The organism is Nocardia sp. NPDC051570 (assembly GCF_044454005.1).
In the GTDB taxonomy this organism is placed as follows: Bacteria; Actinomycetota; Actinomycetes; order Mycobacteriales; family Mycobacteriaceae; genus Nocardia.
Window position 1 is genome coordinate 442,021 of the sequence record NZ_JBITDI010000007.1, and the last position, 21,849, is coordinate 463,869.

Annotated in this window: 18 protein-coding genes; 9 read left to right on the forward strand and 9 right to left on the reverse strand. The window is 61.8% G+C overall.

Annotated features, from left to right (window positions below; genetic code table 11):
- Positions 1-23: 23 nt before the first annotated feature.
- Positions 24-1,202 carry an MFS transporter gene (locus ACIA76_RS20760; RefSeq protein WP_397153465.1) on the reverse strand — a complete coding sequence of 393 codons (1,179 nt, stop codon included), beginning with the start codon at positions 1,200-1,202 and terminating at the stop codon, positions 24-26.
- 629 nt (positions 1,203-1,831) lie between these two features.
- Between ACIA76_RS20760 and ACIA76_RS20765 the strand changes: the two genes are divergently transcribed.
- Positions 1,832-2,590 carry an iron-containing redox enzyme family protein gene (locus tag ACIA76_RS20765; protein ID WP_397153466.1) on the forward strand — a complete coding sequence of 253 codons (759 nt, stop codon included), beginning with the start codon at positions 1,832-1,834 and terminating at the stop codon, positions 2,588-2,590.
- A gap of 89 nt (positions 2,591-2,679) precedes the next feature.
- On the forward strand, positions 2,680-3,945 hold the full coding sequence (locus ACIA76_RS20770) for an ATP-grasp domain-containing protein (RefSeq protein ID WP_397153467.1): 1,266 nt from the start codon (positions 2,680-2,682) through the stop codon (positions 3,943-3,945).
- On the opposite strand, the gene ACIA76_RS20775 is transcribed toward ACIA76_RS20770, so the two are convergent.
- The 7 genes from ACIA76_RS20775 to ACIA76_RS20805 all read right to left on the reverse strand — a co-directional run bounded on the left by ACIA76_RS20775 (position 3,891) and on the right by ACIA76_RS20805 (position 11,423).
- Complete coding sequence (locus ACIA76_RS20775; RefSeq protein ID WP_397153504.1) at positions 3,891-4,181, reverse strand: hypothetical protein; 291 nt, start codon at positions 4,179-4,181, stop codon at positions 3,891-3,893. The two genes, ACIA76_RS20770 and ACIA76_RS20775, sit on opposite strands and share 55 nt — an antisense overlap.
- Positions 4,087-5,232 carry a ParB N-terminal domain-containing protein gene (locus ACIA76_RS20780; protein WP_397153468.1) on the reverse strand — a complete coding sequence of 382 codons (1,146 nt, stop codon included), beginning with the start codon at positions 5,230-5,232 and terminating at the stop codon, positions 4,087-4,089. Before ACIA76_RS20780 ends, ACIA76_RS20775 begins: the two co-directional genes overlap by 95 nt.
- A 122-nt stretch (positions 5,233-5,354) precedes the next feature.
- Complete coding sequence (locus ACIA76_RS20785; protein ID WP_397153469.1) at positions 5,355-6,509, reverse strand: MFS transporter; 1,155 nt, start codon at positions 6,507-6,509, stop codon at positions 5,355-5,357.
- A gap of 60 nt (positions 6,510-6,569) precedes the next feature.
- Positions 6,570-7,841: an ATP-grasp domain-containing protein gene (locus ACIA76_RS20790; protein ID WP_397153503.1), complete on the reverse strand. Its 1,272-nt coding sequence runs from the start codon at positions 7,839-7,841 to the stop codon at positions 6,570-6,572.
- 121 nt (positions 7,842-7,962) lie between these two features.
- On the reverse strand, positions 7,963-8,691 hold the full coding sequence (locus ACIA76_RS20795; protein WP_397153470.1) for a hypothetical protein: 729 nt from the start codon (positions 8,689-8,691) through the stop codon (positions 7,963-7,965).
- Between the two features lie 75 nt (positions 8,692-8,766).
- Positions 8,767-9,957 carry a phophatidylserine decarboxylase associated domain-containing protein gene (locus tag ACIA76_RS20800; RefSeq protein WP_397153471.1) on the reverse strand — a complete coding sequence of 397 codons (1,191 nt, stop codon included), beginning with the start codon at positions 9,955-9,957 and terminating at the stop codon, positions 8,767-8,769.
- Between the two features lie 29 nt (positions 9,958-9,986).
- Positions 9,987-11,423, reverse strand: coding sequence for a pyridoxal-phosphate dependent enzyme (locus ACIA76_RS20805; RefSeq protein WP_397153472.1), 1,437 nt, complete (start codon positions 11,421-11,423; stop codon positions 9,987-9,989).
- Positions 11,424-12,514: 1,091 nt separating this feature from the next.
- Here ACIA76_RS20805 and ACIA76_RS20810 point away from each other — a divergent pair.
- The 5 genes from ACIA76_RS20810 to ACIA76_RS20830 all read left to right on the forward strand — a co-directional run bounded on the left by ACIA76_RS20810 (position 12,515) and on the right by ACIA76_RS20830 (position 19,237).
- Complete coding sequence (locus tag ACIA76_RS20810) at positions 12,515-12,889, forward strand: hypothetical protein (RefSeq protein ID WP_397153473.1); 375 nt, start codon at positions 12,515-12,517, stop codon at positions 12,887-12,889.
- A 1,353-nt stretch (positions 12,890-14,242) separates the two neighbouring features.
- On the forward strand, positions 14,243-15,226 hold the full coding sequence (sbnA, locus tag ACIA76_RS20815; protein WP_397153474.1) for a 2,3-diaminopropionate biosynthesis protein SbnA: 984 nt from the start codon (positions 14,243-14,245) through the stop codon (positions 15,224-15,226).
- On the forward strand, positions 15,223-16,182 hold the full coding sequence (locus ACIA76_RS20820; RefSeq protein ID WP_397153475.1) for an NAD(P)-binding domain-containing protein: 960 nt from the start codon (positions 15,223-15,225) through the stop codon (positions 16,180-16,182). Before sbnA ends, ACIA76_RS20820 begins: the two co-directional genes overlap by 4 nt.
- A 17-nt stretch (positions 16,183-16,199) precedes the next feature.
- A complete protein-coding gene (locus ACIA76_RS20825; RefSeq protein WP_397153476.1) occupies positions 16,200-17,798 on the forward strand; it encodes an FAD/NAD(P)-binding protein in 1,599 nt (532 codons plus the stop codon).
- Entirely contained in the window at positions 17,795-19,237 is a 1,443-nt protein-coding gene (locus ACIA76_RS20830; protein ID WP_397153477.1) for an L-lactate permease, read from the forward strand. Before ACIA76_RS20825 ends, ACIA76_RS20830 begins: the two co-directional genes overlap by 4 nt.
- A gap of 836 nt (positions 19,238-20,073) precedes the next feature.
- Here ACIA76_RS20830 and ACIA76_RS20835 read toward each other — a convergent pair.
- Positions 20,074-20,616 carry a CGNR zinc finger domain-containing protein gene (locus ACIA76_RS20835; RefSeq protein WP_397153478.1) on the reverse strand — a complete coding sequence of 181 codons (543 nt, stop codon included), beginning with the start codon at positions 20,614-20,616 and terminating at the stop codon, positions 20,074-20,076.
- Positions 20,617-20,725: 109 nt separating this feature from the next.
- On the opposite strand from ACIA76_RS20835, the gene ACIA76_RS20840 reads away from it, so the two are divergent.
- Together ACIA76_RS20840 and ACIA76_RS20845 are read left to right on the forward strand one after the other, a co-directional pair.
- Entirely contained in the window at positions 20,726-21,220 is a 495-nt protein-coding gene (locus ACIA76_RS20840; RefSeq protein WP_397153479.1) for a YkgB family protein, read from the forward strand.
- Positions 21,221-21,354: 134 nt separating this feature from the next.
- Positions 21,355-21,834, forward strand: coding sequence for a hypothetical protein (locus ACIA76_RS20845; protein ID WP_397153480.1), 480 nt, complete (start codon positions 21,355-21,357; stop codon positions 21,832-21,834).
- Positions 21,835-21,849: the final 15 nt, after the last annotated feature.

The window sequence follows — 21,849 nt, forward strand, 5'->3', positions numbered from 1 at the left end:
AAATACTCTGTCTACTGATGGATTTACTCACCAGCGATAGCGGCTACAACAGTGGGATCGGCGGCTGATGGGGGCCGGTGAGCACGGGAAGCGGCCAGCGCGACAAGGACTGCGAGGACGCCGACGACGGCAAAGCCAGCCTCCGCGCCGCCGACGGTATTGGCCGCGCCGGCCAAGGGTGCGCCCGCCGCGTTTCCGCCGAACAGCGCGGTGCCGTACAACCCGATCGTCCGGCCCCTCCTATCTGGCGGCGCCGCTTGGCTGACGGTATTGGCGGTGGCGATGAACGCGGCGGCCGACAACGCGGCGGCCGGCCCGACTGCGAGCAACAGAAATCGCCAGTCAGGAACGAGCCCGATCGGTATCGTCACCACGCCGAGCAACGCAGTGACCAGCCACGCGGGAAAGGTCACGCGCAATGCCCCAAAAATGAGGCCACCGAGCAGGGCGTACCCGCCACATGCCAAAATCACCAGGCCGACCCAGTGGACGGCGTGATGTGAATTCATGAGGCCGACGACCGATACTTCGAAACCCGACGTCAGCGTGCCCGCAATGAACGCGCACGACAGCGCTGCGATCATTCCGAAGCCCATCCGGCCGCGCGGGGTACCACCGGGTGCTGGCGCTGGCGCCGTTCCAGAGGCAGCGACCGCGAGCAGCACCAAGCCGAGCACGAGGCTGCAGCCGACAGCTCGGGTGGCGATCTGCGTGGAGAACTGAGTGGCGAGCAGCACGCCGAGCGCCGGACCTGCCATGTACGACAGCTCGGTCAGCATCGAGTCGATGGCGAACGCTGCCTGCCGATCCCCCTCGGGCACCACGGCGGTCAGCACGAGCCGGATCGGCGTGGAACCGGGTACCAACAGCAGGCCGGACACTGCAGCAAATAGCACGAGCAGCTGGTAGTTGAGGGTACCGGCCATGGCCCAGAACACCGTCTGGGCGCAGGCGCTGACCAGCAGAACGCGGCGGACGCCCCAGCGGTCGATGGTCCAGCCCTGCAACGGGGAGCCGACAGTCACGCCCAACAGCCAGCCGCCAGTGGCCAGGCCAGCCTCGGCGAGGCTCCGGCCGAGCCCCAGCGAGACGTGCAGTGTCATCACGATCGGGATCGCGATCATTGGGAACTTGGCGAACAGGCCGAACAGCAGCGTGGGTCTGACGCCTCCGATCCTCAGCACGCGCCAGTAGCGTCGCATTGGCGTCCCCTCCCTTTAGAACACGGAATCAGTCGGTCAGGTCGAATTACGTTGAGAAATCCTGGATGGTCGAGCGGAATATCGGCGCATACCGCAGCCGGGAATGACCGAGCATCTCTCGAAAATTACCTCACGGCGTGCCTATGACGCCACCGCACCATCAGGGGTTCACCCCTGACCAGTGCCCCGGTGTTGTCCGGCCTAGGGCGTTTATCTGCGGTGATGGGTTGCGCTCCGGTTCGCCGGCCACTCCAATATCGCCGCCGCTCTGCACCATCATTCCCGCGACTTCAGCCAACCTGTCGAACTACCGCTCACCTGCTGAAACGCAACCTTGCCGAGGCACTCCGCCACCCGCAACAAGAGCTGTATTCCCATTTATTGATACGACGCACAAACCTTGACACGGATACTGCGCATGGGTGATGATTTCGCAGCGCCGCTCATCAGGGGGAGGGCTGTGATGGGCCAAGAGGTTGTGAATTCGTGTTACTCGAATCCGAATCGAGCCGACATCTTGGCGCGCCCACGACCAAAATACCTATTCCTGTAACAGTCGAACACCGCGCCAGGCCTGCTGCGGTAGATGCCACTGGGCGCGGTCAGAACTACGTATCGGAGGAGTCACAATGTCGGAATTGCTGGAAGAGCGCGTGCTCATAACCGTCGAGCACGCGCACCAGCGCATCGCGGCCATCGCCGAGAGCTGCTACGACCACACCGCCCTCAACAATCGCTTCTACCGGACCTGGCGCACCGGCGCGCTGCCCGTGGCCGATGTCGAGTTGTTCGCCCGCAACTTCTACGAGCACGTCGCACCGACCGCAGACCGCCTGGCAACGCTCTTCCTCCGGCTCACCGACGAGCGCGCCCGTGCCGAGACGATCGAGAACCTCAGCGACGAACTGGGACACGGCGACGCCGGCAAGGTGCATGCCGTACTACTGCGCAACATGTTGGAGGACCTGCTGTCCAGGCTGCACGGCCGGACCGTGACCTTCGACGACATCAGCCCCACTGTGCTGCCGCAGACACGCAAGCTGGTGCGCGAGGGACTGGCACTGTTCGGCGACGAACGACCCGAGGTCGGCTGTGGAGCGCTGCTCGCCCAGGAGTGGCACGCCTACCCGCAACTGGTGAACGTGTACGAAGGCATGCGCAACTACATGGACCACTACTCGCTCGAAGACTTCCACATCAACTCGGAATACTTCTACCTGCACATCGGCGCAACCGAGAAGGAGCACAAGATCCACTCGGTATCTACTGCCGCCCAGATGTGCCAAACGCAAGAACAGGTCGACCTGCTCGAGCATGGCTACACCAGCTACTTGGACCTGCTCGCGGAATACTGGGACGGTCTCTACGAGGCCCTGTCCGTCGCCTAGGGCGACCAAATCCCCTCGCCAAGGCGGGTTCCACGACACCGCCGGAACCCGCCAATGGCACACGCTCCCAAACGAAAGAGATGACGACAATGGCCGCGGTACCCAAGCAGGTTGTTGTGCTCGTTGATCCGCTGCGAGCGGGCATCAAGCTGCCGCAGCTGTTCAACGGCCTGGGCTACAGCTGCGTCTGCGTGCTCAGCGCTGAGAGCCCGACGGCGTGGTGGCGGGATTCTCTGCGCCCGAACGACTTCGTGGCGGTGCTGGACGAGGCCGACGGCATCGACACCGTCCTCGACGGACTACGGCGATTTCGCCCGTTATGCATCGTGCCGGGCGGCGAGTCCGGAGTGCTGCTCGCGGACCGGCTCTCCGGGCACTACCTGCAGCTGCCCGGCAACGACCCGGCGCTTGGCCTCGCTCGACGGGACAAGTTTGCGATGGCCACACGACTGCGCGAGCACGGGCTGGCCGCGATCGAGGGCGAGCAGGTGTCCGACGTGGACAGCGCCGTGAAGTTCTATCGCGATCTCGACGCCCCGACTGCGGTGGTGAAGCCGCTGGCCAGCACCGCGGCCGACGGCGTACGGTTTGTCGACTCCGAGAGCGGCCTACGCGCGGCGACGACGGAGCTGCTGGGCAGCGTAGATCTGTTCGGCCGGGTCAACAACGAGGTCCTGGTCCAGGAAAACATCGCCGTGGATGGCGTGGAGTACACAGTGAACTCGGTGAGCTCGCGCGGTCGGCACCATATCACCGAGGTGTGGCGGATGCTGCGGCAAATGGTCGATGCCACAGCGATCTGCGTGTACTCCGAACTTGTGCCGCCGTCCGACCCGCGACACGCCGCGCTGTCCGACTATTGCGCGGCGGTCCTCGACGCTGTGGGCACACGCAACGGAGCGGCGCACAGCGAGATCATGCTGCGCCCCACCGGCCCGGTCTTGATCGAGACGAGCTCGCGCATCGAAGGCGCCTGCAACCCGGCCACGGTGCAGGAACTGCTCGGCCATAGCCAGAGCTCCCTGCTACCGGCCGCCTATCTCGACCCGGACGCGTTCTTGCACGCCGTCACGCACCAGGTTCGCATCCCCCGCCGCGCCCGGCACGTGTACTTGCTCTCCCGATACGAGGGGCCTGTAGTGAACCCGCCAGTGTGGGACCGCATCCTGGCGCTGCCCACGTTGATAAGCATGGACAGCACCCTGGACACGGCCACCAGTCTCACCCGCACCACCAGCCTTGCCGTCTGCCCCGGCAACCTGTATCTCGCCGACGACGACGAACAGGCCGTCGTCCGCGACTACGAGGAACTTCGGCGGCTGGAGGACGAGCTATACCTCAGCATGCTGGGCTGATCGATACGGTCCGGGACGTCCAGCACGGGGCTGTCGGCGCGCAGCGCGGCGGCGTACACACTTGAGGCGGCCAGCGTGTCCTGCCGGAAGGCGCTGGCGATGTCGTGCCAGCCGTCGTCGGGGATCTCGGCGGTCAGGCCGCTAACGTCGGCTAGCCAGTCCCGGGTCTTGGCGTAGGACATCTGGCCGGTCTCGTCGATGAGGTGGTACTCGGGGTCGGTCGACTTGAGCACCATGGACACGATGAGTGGTCGCTCCACTAACACGCCCCGAATCTGCCCGCTGCGCTAATGAGTCTGCAAGGTTCTGCCAGTTCTGTGAATGCTGCCGCGCCAATTCCACAACCCCGAGCGCACAATGGATCGGAAGACTGTCCACGATCGACTTCCATATCGTCGGCTCTACCGGGACAATATCCAGCATCCGCAGCAACCTGCGCCCGTTTTCGGTGAAACGCAACGATGGATCCGCGCGCAGTCTCTGGATAATGATGCCCGGATCCTTCAGCTTGCCATGGCTATCGGGCGGCGCGGTGCGATGAACACCGTCCTCTCCGACTGTCGTGTTGGATCCCTTGCGTCGCCCAGCCACGGTCGCGCAACCATCACGAACGGCGCGCTGCGCCCTCTTGGCGGTCGCGAGCGAAGCACCTGTAGCCGATGCCACCTCTTTCGCCGATGCCTCGGGATTCGCATCCAAGAACGCCAACGCAAGGCGACGTCTCTCTCCCACCCCGGTCGGATACATGACACCGTCACGGCCCATCCGCTCCTTGGGTCGGTGCGGATTTTCCGCACTGATCCCCCTCCGGATGACCGCGATCGTCTTGTCGGACAACCCGGCGACCACGGCCACTCTCCGGTTCGACCACTCGGGGTAGTCACACAGTATCCGTGCAGCCGCTGCCTTCCGATCAGGCAGTGACAACGGCAGCCCATGCGTGCTGTTCATACGGACTGCTGCCACGAATGTCTCTCGCGCATCGCCGTCAAAATACACCGCATCGATTACTTTGGCCCCGATACGCTGCGCCGCGCGAAGTCGATGAACACCATCGACAACGGTCATCGTTTGCCGGTGAACGAGAATCGGCGGCAGACGGCCGCCTACCTCGGACAACGCCTGCACATGTAGAGCGTCTTCCCCTGCGACCCTGGGAGAATCCCGTACACAAACTTGCTCGATCGGGATCTGCACAACCTTGGTCGGATCGATATCTGGTATTGACTCAAACATCCGATCGCCATTTACGAGCGATTCCAGCCCCGCTCCAGCAACCTCTTCCATGAACGACCTCCCTGATCCGTGCTCACACGACAATTCGTGACGCGTCGGATATCCCTTGTCGGTTTACTTCGCTCCCTCCGAGCAGCGGCAGGATAGGCTAGGTAATGCTTATAATGAAGCCCTCATTGTCGATCACCGGTACGTGCAGTAGACCCCGTGCGACGACGTTCGAGCGCGGCCACGAACAGCCCTACGACCACCACCGCAGACGCAAAACCAAGCAAGGTCGGTTGTATTCCGACCCGACTAGCGATTGCACCGGATGCGACAGGAGGGATCAGGCCGCCGAATGACTGTACCGCGCGCCATCTCGCCATTGCGCGCCCATGTTCCGAGCGAGGTGTGCGTTGCAGGATCAACACCCTGCACGCGGGCCCGAAGAGTCCCACGGCGATCCCCCAAAGTGTGGATCCCACGATGGCAATTGCGAAGGTGTTCGTGCCGATGTAGATGCACTCCGTGATACCCACCAAGACCACCGAGAATTGCAAGAAATAGGCCTGCGACAGAAGCCATGACTTCCACCGAATAACCAAGGTGGCGAGAATGAGGCCGGCACCAAAGAACACGTCGATTATTGCGTAACTGGTCGCCGGCTCATTCAGAACCAATCTCACATACAATACTTCGAGTGGACTGAACGCGCCGTAGGAAGCCCATACAGCAAGGGTCACACCCAACACCAACAATGCGTCACGAAAACCAGCGGTGTGAGCAGAACGGTTGTCAGAGCCCTGGCTCGAGAGTGTGATTCGCGTAGTACGGAGTCGAAGAATGATTACTAAGCCGAGCGCGTAGGTTCCGACATTTATTAGGAATATACCCGATATCCCGACCACAGCGAGAGCGGAGGCGGCCACAATCGGACCCGCAACGACAGGTATGCTCGTTGCAAATCCAAGCCAAATACTAGCCGTAACCGGCTCGACTCCGTCTGCCAGATGGCTGGGCATTGAATCGATAGCCGTTTGCGCAAAGGCTCGGGCGCCCCCGGCAAGCAGAGTAACGGCAAACAAGACTGGCAGTGAGGCGACAAACACAAACGCACAAGAGACGACGATGTTGGCAATGGCCGCAATACAGGCAACCCGGCGCGGCCCATACGAGTCGATCGCCCTCCCGATCACCGGGCTGAACAGCAGCGTGGGAGAAGCCCATGCGAGTGCAATGGCCGACATGTAGAGCGGATCGGCATTAAACTTGTATGACGCTGCTGATTGGATGGCAATCAGGGCCGCCCAGCTTGCCGTGCCGATAGCTGACTGGCCAAAAACCAACGTCCGGAGATCCCGTGTGGAGGACGCGCCCGATCTTGTGATCAATTGATTTACCCTGGCCTATTGAGAATTTGCCGAATTGACAATCTTAAGTTCCCGTTCCCGGTAAAGGCCGTCGCTCTCTAGTTGCCTAATTCTCAGGAGGTCTCTCTCGATATCCGCAATCGCCGTCGCCGCGAGATATAGATACCCGGCCGTCGTGAACAAGTCAAGGGTCCGACGAACCGGGGTGCCAGGACGGAGTTCTCGTCCGCTGCCGACTACAGTCGGCAAGCTCAATAGTTCCGCGAGTGCCGGACCCTCGGCGATTTCTCCATCGAACGGGGCCAGCATCCAAACGACACGAAGATGCTTTTCTACTGCATAGGGCCGCTCGAGCATCTCGTCGAAACCGCTTGGGTCGACGATACTGTCGACAGTAAGCGAGACCTGACTGTGCCCAGTGGCCGCGATGTGAGCGGACGGAATAATCGCGCCTTGCATTCGTGCTGCCGTTTCAATTAACACGGGCCCAGCTTCTGTCAGCATCAGTTCCGTATGAGCTGGACCGTGACCGATGCCAAGCGCGTCTAGAACGTCCTTTACATAGGAGACGAGTGCGTGTTGCACGTCGCCATCCGCAGGAAGCAAGTCGTCGTAGTCAAAGATCTTGCGATCATCGAGGGCCTGCCTCCGATCGTGCCAGATCTCACTAATGTAATGGCGTCCATTTCGACTGATCGAGTTTACGAAATATTGCTCACCGATCAGCAGCTCTTGGCCGAGGACCGTCGAGTTGTACATTCCGAGTGAATTAACGTTACCTTGAATAATCGCGAAGGCGTCTCTGATCGACTGCGAGTCGTGGCAAAATGAGACGCTGTCACAGCCTGCGCTTGCAACGGGCTTGACAACAATGGAGGACAGTCCATTGTCCGACGCCCACGATACGAGTTTCTCGACGTCGTCCGTCACAATGCTTTTCGCGGTCAGAAGACCTGCGGCCCGTACTCGCTCGACCATTTCAAACTTGTCACGCCTTGCGGAACTGAGCGCCGTTCCATTCCCTGGACAGCCCAGTGCTTCCGACAAGGCGTCAGCGAGCTCCACGCCCAGCTCTGTGCCGGCCACTACTGCGACGATGGTATGCGAACTCAAAACTGCAAGCGTCTTGTCTAGGTCCCCCTCGTGTATGACTATTTCGTCGAAGTCGCTCGGACGAAAGCTCGAAACGAAGGCGTCGGGGATTGTTTGGGTGCTCATCACCGCGATTACTCGCCAGCCGCGGCTCGCGAACTCATCCGCCAAGAAGGCCCCAGTTGAGAGCGGATCGACTATCGCAGCGACATTCACATTGGGCAAGATCTGCCTCCTCTTGGGATTGGATGATTTACAGCAAGGGCACATATGACGAGTTCAGCCTGCGCAATGCATTTGCCGACTGGATATCGAATGTAAGAATAGTGGCAAGTAATCAACCGTAAATATCCTCCATGCTTCCGTGGTCCACGGAGGTGTGGCGCTCCTCCTCGGTAGCATAAGAGAAGCAGACGATTTTCCTAGTATCCGCACGCAATAGTGGGGCGACTCGGTGCATCACCCGCTTCCCCAAGAGCACGTACGCCGAACCAGGCGCAACATCGAGAGATTCGACTGTCAGGGTGTCCAAATACTGCTGAACGTTGGCGGAACCCTTGTTCCAAGACGTTCCATCGACGTACTCGACCTGAGCCCCATTTTGCCGCTCCGGGGCCTCGAGAATGCACACGAGGGAGTAGCTGTAGTCGTCCCAGTGCCAACCATGGGTGTCTCCGGTCTCGCTCATCCGGTTGACGACGATTTGTTCTGGCTCGTACGGGCAGGTGATCACGTCGCTTTTTGTCAGGTCTGCTAAGAATCGGATCAGCTCCGCGTCGTGATAGAGCTGTGTGATTGTGAGCGCGTGATCGAAGATGTTATCCCGAGACACGCTGACGTACTTTCTTGGTGTATTTGATGTAGACGGAATGAGAGCATTCACGCGTCTGCCGTGCAATCGCAGCAACTGGTCAGCTTCTTCGGTAAGTTCTTGCTCGAGCACGCTCGGCAGGAACTCGTCTAACTGAACTACACCATTGTTCCGTAACGCTGTACCCAGTAGGTCGACATCATAAGCTGCTAGACGCATCTTCACCTCTGTCGCCCAGTCACGCTCGTTCGCCATAACTATTCCCAATCTCTCCAGAGACCTGATCCAGAAGTGTGATATTCGGTTGATACCGGTCGTGAGTATCACGCTCTAATGTTCTGCAATTCTTTGGCCAGCCCGCAGAACAACCCCCCGGGTGCCGACCTCTGTCCCGGCTTTACCGGAATCTATGGTGAACTCTCGAATGGCGCCGGGCTTAAAGATCAGACAGACACTACTACCGCCATAGCTGAAATAGCCCAACTCCTCTCCCTTGTCGACGTGCCGTCCAACTTCAACAAATGTCGAAATCGATGACACCTCCGAGATCCCGACGGCAATTAGACAGACCGTACCTATACCGGGATCGTCACTCTCAATAAACACCAAGGTCCGGGTATTGACACACGACATATACCCCTGCGAGTACGTACCGGCGGTCGAGTCTTCGCCAATTGATTCGGCGTTGCTGAACATCAGCCCTTCGATTGTTTTGAGCTTGCTGACGGTCCCAGAGATTGGGGACCAGAAACGGTGGTAGTTTCGTCCATCGAGGAAGCTTTGGAACACCGCCCCGCCCTCGAATTTATTGGCCGACGTATCTCCAGCAAGCATGTCATGGAGGGAGTAGGGCTGACTCTTTATCCAAAATAGATCGGCGCTCTTGACGCCTAGTGCCACCTTGTAAAGCGTTCCATCGTTGGGCGAAACTATGACACTCGAATTGCCAGGCTCCTCAATCGGGCGACATTCCGGCCTGATCTGGCGATGGAAGAAATCGTTGAACGATTTGAAGCCCCAATGTGGATCCGAGGCATCTGGAATGAGATACTCGTCCAGGTTGTGACGCTCACAGGAGGACTCACATAGCCATCCGTTGTCGTTTTCGTGGAGCACATCCCTGGATTCCGGGGAGTCAAGATAGAGGCACCAGCTCTTGAGGATCCCCCGTAGACAGTCATTGAAGTCGTGGTTTCGGAAGAGCGCCTGGCCGGCCGGTGTAGCCATCATGTAGACGAATAGCGTTGAGACGGGAAAGAAATTGGCGCGTTCAGGGTCGCTGCTGTACTCGGGTGCGCGAGTGGAAAGTAACTCGAGAGCCTCTAGTAGTTCTGCGATGCTGGAAACGACGCGGTGCTGTCGCGGTACTTGCTGGAACATCTCCAACGCGTACATACGAACAATCGGGTCACGTCGAAGTAAGCCGGAAAGCGCCTGGACAGGTGCAGACCAGTGGCTTGTGACGGTGCGCGCATCGTGAAGTTCTTCTCTTGTATCGGCAAGAAATGAATCGATCTGCATTCGATGGTGTGGTGGGTGTCCGGAAATCCTCAACTGAATTGATCCTCCGACATCGAGGTTAGAATTTTAACGTCCGCGGTCGTCATTTCGACCTCATGCCGCTCAATAGCGAAGAAGCCGAGGATGTCACTGCGGGTCAGCACCGCGCTGGGACGGCCGTCGTCTAGGACGAGAAGTGCCGCGGCGGTCTCCAGAGTTCGTACCGCATGGTCGATCCCCTGGCCGCTTCCGATCGTGGGCAGATTCGCGGCCATCACATCCTGGACCTTCGAACAAAGGACTGATATGTCGGCGCGGGCGGCGTTCATGAGCGAGAGCTCATCGACTGACCCGCACACCTCTGCCGTCGCGAAGGGTGGTTCGTTCTTGCACACCGGCAATTGGCTGACTCCATGGCGCTCCATGAGCGTGATCGCCTCGCGCACAGTCGATTCTGGACTGACGTATATCAGCGATCGCCCCCACCCGCGGTGAGCGACGACGTCCCGGACGAGGGGGCCCTCGACATCGTCGAGGAAGCCGTAGTTGGACAGCCAGTCGTCGCTGTAGACCCGAGACAGGTAGCCGCGCCCCGAATCGGGATTGATCACCACGATCACGTCCTCCGGCCGGGCCGACTGCGCCACGCGTAGAGCGGCCGCGACGGCCAGACCGCCTGAGCCACCTATCAACACCCCTTCGGTTCGGGTGACGTAGCGAGCCGTGTGGAAGCTCTCGGCGTCGGAGATCTCGATGACCTGGTCGATGATGGACGGGTCCCATGCCGCTGGGAAAAAGTCCTCCCCGACCCCCTCGACCAAGTACGGGCGGCCGGAGCCACCGCTGTAGACCGACCCCGTCGGATCAGCGGCCACGATTTGCACTGTGGGGTTGCGTTGCTTCAGATACCGCGCCGCTCCAATCAACGTGCCGCATGTCCCGGCACCGGCGACGAGGTGCGTGATCCTGCCCGCGGTCTGGTCCCACAACTCAGGGCCGGTGGTTTCGAAGTGGGCGAGCGGATTGGCAGGGTTTTGGTACTGGTTTGGACGGAATGCTCCTGGGATCTCCGACACCAGACGTCGCGCCGTCGAGTAGTAGCTGTCCGGATGATCTGGGGGCAAGGCGACTGAGCACACAACGACCCTCGCGCCGTACGCTTTGAGCAGTGCGATCTTCTCCGGCGCGACCTTGTCGGTCACGACGAACACGCATTTGTACCCGCGCTGGGCGGCGACGATGGCCAGGCCCACCCCCGTGTTGCCTGACGTCGGCTCGACGATCGTCCCGCCTGCACGAAGCAACCCGGCCTCTTCGGCAGCTAAGATCATCCGCAGGGCAGCCCGGTCTTTAGCCGAGCCGCCCGGGTTCGAGGTCTCCATCTTCATCGCCAGCATGCAGCTGATGCCGCGGTCCTCGGACAGCCGCGCCAGGCGTACAAGGGGCGATCGGCCAATCAAGTCAAGGACGGACTGGGCAATGTCCACTGCTAGCTCCTCGGAAGGTCGAAGGTGAGGTTTGCTGCCGCGACTCTCGTCCGGACGTGCAATTGGTAGCTGCTCGAGCGGCGGGCCAACGCATCGCGTACAGAGGGAGAGCGGCGTCTGGCTTGTCGACAAATTCGACGCCGAGACCGGACGATGGCGCCCACATTGCAAAGCCCGGGCTGATAATTTCAGCGCGCCCATCCGCGGCCGGTAAGGTCTGCGCGGCATGAGAAGAGGTTCGCCCCTATCGGGAGTTATCCGCGACCGATATAACCGGACCGTCGGACATCCCGGCGCCAGCCGACGCCGCGTTGCACTTTCTGGGACAGGTGCGATATTCGATTCATATTTGATCGAGCTCAAATGCAATGTCTCAGCAATTGACATACTAGTAATAGCACCTTGGGATAGCATAATTCCCCCCACTGACGTTGGGCCGCCACGCCTTAGAAGTTAGTGTCTTCTTCGGCAGTTCATGTTGATCTCGCCATGCTATACGCTGTAAATCATTGATTTGGCGCGGCAGAGCCCAGGCTTGAATAAGCTCGGCCGAGTAAGGTTCGTCGCAGTTCCCGAACGCGCCGCATTCCTAAGATTGAGACCGAGTTGGGATTGAAATTCGCGCGAAGGACACCTTGGTCTTGTTTACCACTCACGCCGCTGCGAACTTCTCGATCACACTAACCGAACTCGAAATACCACACACCTAGAATTGGTGTCATGCTCAGCAATGCATAGAAAGTTGATATGAGGTGTTACACACTCATTTGATCGCGTAGAGTCACGGACCCCGTGAATAGCAATCCCCCCCTTCGAAACGCTACCGATCCGCCCCCTTTGGGATGGGTATCGCCAACCTCTCGGTCAGTGACAGAACAATAACGCAAGATCACCCGGTCCGATATACCAAAGGTCGATTCCGTTTCCCGGACCAAGATGCTGGGCGGTTGCCGTTTGGAGCTATGCTTTCCAACCATACTGGGAAGGCCCAGTTCCCAACCGTTTGCGGTAATGGCACCCGATCCCAGGGTAGTGATGCAGATCACAGAATCAGGCTGATCCTGGCCATTGCTTTTCTAGGGGTGGTCTCAATGTGCGGGCGAGGGCAGGCGCAGCAGCGGCCAGGGCCGGAGTGGCACCGGCGGGGTTGGCGTTCGCGCGAAAGCGGCGGGGCGCGTCGCCACACCGATTACCACACCGATCGCACGTTCGAACGCGGCGCCCTCGACTACGAACTCCTCGCCGAACGCCTGACCGAACTACGCACCAAGACCAAACAGCTCCAGATCCGCCGTGACGAGCTGACATTCGAGATCGAAGAGCCACCCCGATCACCCGAACCAGCCACGCTCGGCGACATCGCAGACCACATCGCTCAACGCCTCGGCGTCGCTCACACAACCATCCGCGCCACACTCCACCGCCGCGGCATACCCCGCCGCGAGACCCACAGCCGACCCCGATAGCCCCACACCACATCAGCCGAACCAGCACCCATCACAAAATGTCCACGGCAGGTTGTGTCGCCCTCGTGCGATACTGCTCAGGGAATCCGCATTGCTGCCGCTTTACTGGCTGCAGGACTGTGTCAATCGGATGTCATCGTGTCCCGCCCACAATCCGTCTCTGCGCGAACAGCTTCGGGCGGATCTGCACACATCGGCCTACTCCGTGATGTATGCGACAGGCGGCGTTGGCTACAGTCTCGCCGCAACGGCCACCGCAGTGGTTCTCACCCACGCCGCCCCGACCAGCGTCATCCTCGCCGGTATTGCAATCACTCTCGTACCGACAGCGGTCAGCTGGCGCGTGGAGTGGACTGCGGTACAACCAGGTCTCCGTGTCCGTGTCGGTAACTGCTTCGGTTGTGCGCCAAGGTCAGGGACAGCGACTGTGGCGCAACCACTACCCTTCGGCATCCCCGACATGGAGCTTGCCCACGGGGACAGGAACTGTCCCGGCGCAACGACTGTCAGGCGGGAACCCGGTCATGGATGAACCGATCACCGGTACCTACGGCGTCCACACCAGTGGCTGCCGGTACACCGGTCCCGCAGGCAACTACCTGGATGGATCATCACCGACAGGGCGACTCGAGATCGCGAAATCCCTCAGCGACCGGACGCGCCCACACACGTATCCCGGCGCGCGTCGGCGATCGGGCAAATCCGCAGCACGTCGGTATCCAGCAGCGCCGTCAGATCCGGCGGCACCGGTACTTCACATGGCATATCGAGACGCAATCGGACACCAAGATCGGATGCATGAAACCGGACCGGTGTCCTTGACCAGCCTGCGGAGTCCTTGGCAAACTACGGGCTGATCAGATCAGCACTCGCGTCTATATCGGAGGCGGCAGCGAATTCAACTGTTGCGCCGCCGAATTCCACGATTCCTTCGGACGAACTAGTTGACCGAGGCTGGGAGATCCACTACTGTTCTACGCGGAAGAGAGCAGGGGGTTCCGGCACGGGGGGTTTAACTAGTTTGCCGTTTATAGATTCCATACCTGAAGGCTACTGATCGTGGTTTCGCCGATTAGTTTGCGCGGGCGCGTCTGTATTGCCATTGTAGGTCGCGCGCTCCCAGCCCTCGTGCTGTAAACACGCAACTGTGTATTAATCGAGCACAGTCGACGGTAATGCAGTCGATTCACCGGACGAGGATTTCATCATCCTACATGGGTGCAAATGCGAATTCGTTGTGCGATCACGGGCTCCGCATTGAGTATAGCCGGATGGCTGGCCGACGGTTCGCCTTTCTCGACTCACAAGCGTTAATTGAGCAATACAACATATTCTGGAAGCGAGTGGTGCCACGTGGCTGTTCGCCCCGAGGAACTGAGCACCTTCGATCCCTATCTGCAGCTGCCAGGGATAGCGAACACCGACGAGGTGTTCCTGAAGGTCGAGCATCTCAACCCGACCGGATCGGTGAAGTTGAAGGCCGCCCGGTATCTGATCAACGACGCCGAGAAACGGTACACAGACCTGACCGGCAAGGTGATCGTCGAGTCCTCGTCCGGGAATCTCGGTATCGCCCTGGCCATGATCTGCGCCAGCCGTGGGTACCGGTTCCGATGCGTCGTTGACCCGAATACCAACCGACAGGCTATTGCGGAGATGATCGCGTACGGTGCCGAGATCCATGAAGTCACCGAGCGTGACACCAACGGCGGTTTCCTCGGTACCAGGATCGCGGTCATCAACGACTGGACAGCGGGAGACCCGGACGTCATCTGGCTCAACCAGTACCAGAACCCGAGCAACCCTGTGGCTCACATGGCCCTGACCGGTCCGGAGCTGGCTGCCGCGTTCCACCGGATCGACTATTTGTTTGTCGGGGTAGGGACAGGGGGAACGATTCGCGGGATCGTCGACTACTTCGGCAGTCTCGGATCCTCGACCACCATCGTTGCCGTCGATACGGCAGGTTCGGTGACCTTCGGCGGTACTGCGGGCCCGCGATTCATTCCGGGCATCGGGGCGAGCCGCGTTCCCGCCCACGTCGACGGACTCGCCGTCGATCACATCGAGCTCGTCGACGAACGCTGCGCTGTCCGCGAATGCCACCTCCTCGCGCGGGCGTACGGTCTGCTCGCGGGCGGCAGCACCGGCAGCGTCGTGGCCGCGATCCGCCGCTATGCCGCGACCTTCGAGCAGAGCGATGTCGTTGTCGGCATCTCCGCGGACTCAGGCCACCGCTATCTCAGCACGATCTTCAACCCGCAGTGGGTCGAGGCCACCTACGGCGCGCTCTCGACTCCCACCATCGACAAAGAAGGAACCGGGCGGACACGGTGAACACGATCACGATCGTCAACCAGTCCCAGACTGCGTCAGCGTTGCAGGACAAGGACGCGGTACTCGACCTCATCGCGGACGCCTATCAGGCCCATCGGCGCAACCCCGAACAGACTCCGCGGTCCCACTTTCTCCGGTTTCCGGACCGCCCTGGGGACAGGATCATCGCGCTGCTGTCCCGGTACAGCTCTCCGGCCAGGGATCTCGCTGGTATCAAGTGGGTATCCAGCTTCCCCGGGAACCTGGAGGTCGGCAACCCGCGAGCGTTCGCGTCGATTCTGCTCAACGACATGAGTACCGGGTACCCGGTGGCCTTGATCGCCGCGTCACCGATAAATGCGGCACGCACTGCCGCGTCGGCAGCGCTCAGCGCCGCGGCGGTTCTGCGATCTCGCGGCGGGACGCCGCTGTCGATCGGACTGATCGGAGTCGGCTACATCGGGCGGTCCATACTCGACTACCTTCACCACCTCGGCATCGCCGCACCCGTCGCCCTCCACGACCAGGACCCGGACCGCGTCGCCGAGTTCCACCACCCCATCGGAGCGGTGGTAGCTACCGACCTCGACAGCGCCCTCGCCGGTGACATCGTCATCTTCGCCACGACGGCCGCGGAACCGTACGTCACCCGACCGTTCCAGCCCGGCCAGGTGGTGCTTCACGTGTCGTTGCGCGACCTCGCCCCGACGGTCGTCGTCGACGCTCAGAACATTGTCGACGACGCTGATCACGCGCTCCGGGAACGCACTTCACTGGAACTGACACGCGACCTGGTGGGGCATACCGGATTCGTTACCGGCACCATCCCCGAGCTGCTGGCCGGATCACTGCGCCTCGATGAGCGGCCGGTGATCATCTCGCCGTTCGGCCTCGGAATCCTCGACATCGCCACGGCAGCCCATGTCTTCACACACGCAACATCCCACGACGCCACCGTCTCGGTGGACTTCTACTAGCGAAAGGGGCAGCTGTCATGATCCGCCTGGCGATCATCGGATTCGGACCCCGCGGGCTCACAGTCCTCGAGCGTGTGAGTGCTCATCTCCGCGACGCCCCTGTTGACGTGGCCGTCGACATCTTCGATTCCGGAACCTCCATGGGATGGGGTGTGCACTCACCTCGGTTGCCGGACTACCTCCGGCTCAACACCATCGCCGGACAGCTCACCGCCTACACCGACCCGGCGATGGTCAGCCCGGGGGCCCCGGTGACCCCGGGACCGACGTTCTACGAGTGGGTGCGACGGAACGGGGTGACTATCACCGAGTGGGGACTCACGAGAACCCCCGGGTCCGCGGACTTCCTGCCCCGCAGCGTGCTCGGACATTACCTCTCCGAAGCCGCCGAACGGTTCACCGAGCACAGCGGTCCAAGAATCACCGTCACTGTCCACCGCACCCCAGTGACAAAGGTGGCTACGAACGGCGCCTGCGCACAGGTCACCACCATCACCGGCCGTCATGACTCCGACCTGCTCTTCATCGCCACCGGACACGGCGACAACGATGCCGGGCCGACACCCGACACGACGCACATCAAACCCGCCCGACGGGTGCTGCTCCGAGGAATGGGGCTGACGGCGATGGATATGGTCGCCGATCTCACCGTCGGCCGGGGCGGGCGCTTCAGCGTGGCCGAGGAGGACACGCGGACGCTGGTCTACGCCGCGAGCGGGGAGGAACCGCAGATCGTCCTCGCCAGCCGCTCCGGACAGCTACCCGCGGCCCGACCCCACATCGATCCGACCGGGCCCGCTCACCACTCGCCGCACTTCGCCTACGGGTTGACCGAGTCGCTCCGCCGACATCTCGAGCATGCCGATGATCCTCGTGACGCCGGCCGAGAGATGATCATCGAGGGCCTCTCCGAGGGGCTCACCGTCGACGAACGGCGTCGCTTGGCACGCAAACTCGCGGAACCGTGCATCTGGCCCGACTACCAGACCTACAGCGGCTCGGTCCTCTCCGATGCGGAATGGGACGTCGACCAGGCCACGGCCGGAATCTCCGGCAGCCGCTACAAGTCCGTCGTCGAATCCCTCCGCACCAACCGCGAGCAGTTCCGCATCGCCGTTGATCATGCAGACCCCGAGCTGCGGAGGAAGTTCTTTGCCGCTACGCCAGACCTGATCAATCGACTCGTCATCGGACCGCAGAAGGAACGCATCATCGAACTACTCGCTCTGATAAAGGCAGGAGTCGTACGTCTTGCTCCCGGCCCGGATCCCGACGTCGTCCGAACCCACGACACCTATCAGGTGATCTCGCGGTGGCTTCGAACCCCCGAAACCGTCACTGTCGACGAGGTGGTCGAGGCCCGGGTCACCGCGCCGGCCCCACTGATCGGAACCGCGAACACCCCGCCCCACCTCAGCGGCGCACAACTGCTCACCGAGACCGGGCCCGCACCGATCTGCATCGTCGGGCCACCGGCGGAGGGCACCTCCTACTACAACCACTACGTGCCCTCGCCAGGGGTGTCGTCCCGGGCGCACCGGGAACTCGACGCCGTGATTACACGCGCCTTCGGACCTCTGCTGACCCGGCGCCCATCTGTTGCGGCGAGCCTATGACCGACAAACTGTGGATCGACCTCGCCCCTGCACTCGTCGTGATCTCCGGGGTCCTCGTTCTGCGCCGCGCGGCCTGGCAGGTCGCGCTCGCGGCCATGGCTGCCGCGGCCGTGTTGTTCGCCATCGTCGTCGGAACGGCACCGCTCGTTGCCGCGGCCGGAACATCTTTCGACGCCGCGCTGCTATTGACCGCCGACGCCGGCATGATCATCTTGCCTGGTCTGCTCCTCAACGAGCTGCTCAAACGCGACGGCACCCACGAACGGATCGTCGGCTGGGTCGAGAGCTGGCCGGTCAGCCCCGCCACCGCGGCCGTCATCCTGACCGCGGGCTTCGCGCCGGCACTCGAATCGATCACCGGATTCGGTGTCTCGTTGCTCGTCACCGTCCCGGTGCTGCTACAACTGCTGCCGCGCGGCAAGGCACTCCTGGCATCCATGCTCAGCCTGACAATCATGCCTTGGGGCACAGCAGGCCTGGCGACTACCGTGGCTGCCGATCTCAGCGGCACGGATATCCATCTGGTAGGCGTGCACTCGGCCCTGTTCAGCGCAGCAATATTCCCCATCTTCGCCATGCTCACAGCCCTCGTGGTCGCACAGCCGGCGGAACGCGTCCGCACCGTCACACTGGGCGCAAGCCTGGGTGTGATCTTCGCTGCGGTCCTTCTGGCGATGAACGTCGTCTCTTTGATACCGCTGGCGGGGGTCACTGCCGGAACCGTCACTGGAACCGCCGGATACCTGGCCCTCGTGGCCCGTCGGCGCAGTGATCGAATGAAAGCCGCGCCCTGGCGCGCGCTCGCGCCATTCATTGCCATCGTCGCTCTCATCCTGATAATGCGGGTCCTCGACACGATCACCGGTTGGGGCACCACCGTCGCAGTGCACATCGGTGGGGTCTCGTTCGAACCGCTGCTCTCCCCGGGCATCGCTCTGCTCATCGTCGCATTGGTGGTCGGCTGGAGGCATTTCGACCCGGCCTGCATCGGCGAGACCGTCCGTGGTGGGGGAAAGCCACTCGTCGCCCTGTTCGGATTCACCGCAGCCGCACAATTGATGAACCACTCCGGCGCCGTCGGCGACATGGCCGAATTGATCGGCCACGCCGGCCGCATCGGATTCGCCGTCTTCGTGCCCCTGCTCGCGGTGGCATCCGGCTACCTCGTAGGCTCCAACACTGGAGCCAACGCTCTCATGGTGATCGCACAACAAAACCTCGGTGATCAGTTCGGGGCAGGTCTAGAGGCTGTTGCGCTGCAGAACAGCGGCGCCGGACATGCCGTATTCGCGTCCGTGCCCGAAACGCTCCTCGTGCTGGCGGTTGCCGGCGCCGGCACACGGAATGAGGAGACTCGGATGTTGCGATTCGGGTTCAAGGTTCTCGGAGCAGTCATGGCCGTGATTCTCGCCGGGGCTGTGATCACCGCCATAGGATAGATAACGCCTACAAGATCATTCCCCGGACTCCGGCGGAGTGGAACATTCGTCTTTCTCCGAGCCTGCCTCCGTTACGGAGTCTGAATTCGTGATGTCGTCATGAGCTGAAGGGTGCCGGGCCGATTGTGGTGAGGCAGCGGTCGATCAGGTGGGGCCGGTGCCGGATGCAGCGCGGCAGGGACCAGATGCCTTCGATCGGATTCAGTTCAACCCCCTGTTTCCCTTCGGGTGACGCCTCACAGGCGTGAAATGGGGTTGGGTCGCCTGCCGACGCCGGTATCTCCTTGGGGTGTCACGCCTGTAGTTCAGCCTGGTGGCGGGGCCCGGCCCGGGAAAGGTCACGCAGTGTTGCTCCGAGCACGCCGGTCAGAATTTCGATTCCCTGAACCGGGGTCCCGGGCTACCCACCCTGTCGGCGCGCAACCACATGTGCAGGGCAAGAGAGTTGAAGCAGAAGCCGGGGAGATCCCCGACACCGAGCACGAGCAGGCCATGTTCCTCCACAGCACCGAGGGCATCGGGCTCTACGCGATCTCTCCGGCGACAACACACCCCACGGCCCTTCTGTGTTCACCGCACACGAGCAGACCCCCATGAGTTCAGGCCGCAGCGTCGGGCGTCGTAGAACGATCGGGCCCCACCACCACTGTGCTCGACCCACCACTGCGCGCTCATCCGAGCCTGGCTGTCACTGTCGGGACGCACCCTGTCGGCCGGGTTCACAGGCTCCGCCAGGCCAATGTCGAGAACGTCCTATATTGCCGTGGAGCGCGCGTTCTGCACGACGAGATCGACTGCGGCGCAGAACGTCCGCTACTACGCCGCCTGTCGTCGGATCATCGGTGTGACCTGCTGCGCCAGGCTCGGTTCTTGGCGCGATTGCCGCAGTTGGCCATGTCGCACCACCGGCGCGATCCGTTGCGTGAGACGTCCAGGTACGCCCAGCGGCAATCGGCCGCGGCGCAGGACTTGATTCTGGGCCACACACCGGCCGCCCGAACAGTGAAGTAGCACTGGGCCACCGCGGCGATGCTCTGCTCATCGACATCCGAACCGATGGCGACCAGGCCGGGAGGCTGGTCCTGATCACCGAACACCATCCGCAGCGGTACCGACTCCAATACCGCCGCCGACTCGGCGACCACGTCGGTGTCGGGCTTTTCGCCGTTATTGGCGGCGGCGAGCTGGCGCAGGCCCTCGCGCAGATCACGCAGCCGCGCCAGGTCCGCAGGCTCGATCCGCGCATCGCCGTTGCCGAGCCAGTCCGCCAGCCAGACCGGTCCGCGCTCATCCGCGAGTACGTCGTCCCCGTCGGGGCAGTGCCGCGTGTTGATGAACGCCACCAATCGATGCGCCGAAGCGACACCCCGTTCCGTCATATGACCAGCATACCGAATTGACAGGTTAGCAGTAGGCATGCAAGCTAACCGTCATTACTCAATAGACGGTCACGAAACGTTGATCGCAATCCACTCACTGGAGGTCGTCATGACAACCACGACGCGTGCGCTCCACCCGCATCGCGCGGCAGTCCGATACCGGGTCGGCCCCGCAATCAGCCGCTACGGGCTGGCACTGGTCCTCATCTGGATCGGCGCCATGAAGTTCTTTTCCTTCGAAGCCGAGGGCATCCAGCCGTTGATCGCGAACTCGCCGCTGACGTCGTGGCTGTACAACCTGCTGAGCGTGGGAGCACTGTCGGCCGCCCTTGGTGTCGTGGAAATCGCACTGGGCACACTGATCGCCCTGCCGAGGTTCGCGCCCCGTCTCTCGGGCCTGGCCAGCCTCGGCGCGTGCGTCTTGTTCCTGACCACCCTCAGCTTCATGGTCACCACACCAGGTGCCTGGGAACCCGGCTACGGCTTCCCATTTCTCGGCTCAACCGGCGGCTTCTTGCTCAAAGACCTGGTTCTGCTCGGGGCAGCGGTTACCACCGCAAATGAGGCACTCGCCACAGCAGGGCGCAACCCAAGATGGTTCTGAGACAGAGCATTCTGCGAAGTATCAGGCGCTCGGCCACTCGAGCGCCTGCTACTTCCACCGCTGGTCACGCACTCCTGGCATCGTCCTCAACCGCCCCGGCCACGATGGGCACAGCCAGGCGATGGACGTTCGCGATGGCGGCCGCGCCGGTCGCCTTCGCGGCGGTTGCGTTGGCTACCACCCACGCGCTCGACAAGGTCGCGAACAGGTCTCTGGCGGACAAGATCGCTCACTACTGGCTATTCACACTGTTGGCCGGCGCCGTCCTGTTCATACCGGCAGCCGCGCTCACCCTGGCCGGTGGATGGCTCCTCAGGCGGTACCCGCGCACCGGGCGCACGACCGCATCAATAGGCCTTGCCCTGACCTCCCGGGCTGCCGCATTCATTGTCTGTGCGTGCTTCGCAGACTCCCTCGATGATTCATACGACGACGGCACACGCTGGGTTGCACATCTACCACCCCTGGGCGCCGCGGTGTTCGCTGTGCCGTTCGTTCTGCTGATCACGGAAAATGCGTATACCGACCGTATTCTCTGGTCAGCGCAACTATCCACTGCTCGACGCGATACACCTCAACCCCCCACTGGCCAAGCCTCACCGCAGCTGCACTGATGCGGCCAGTTACCC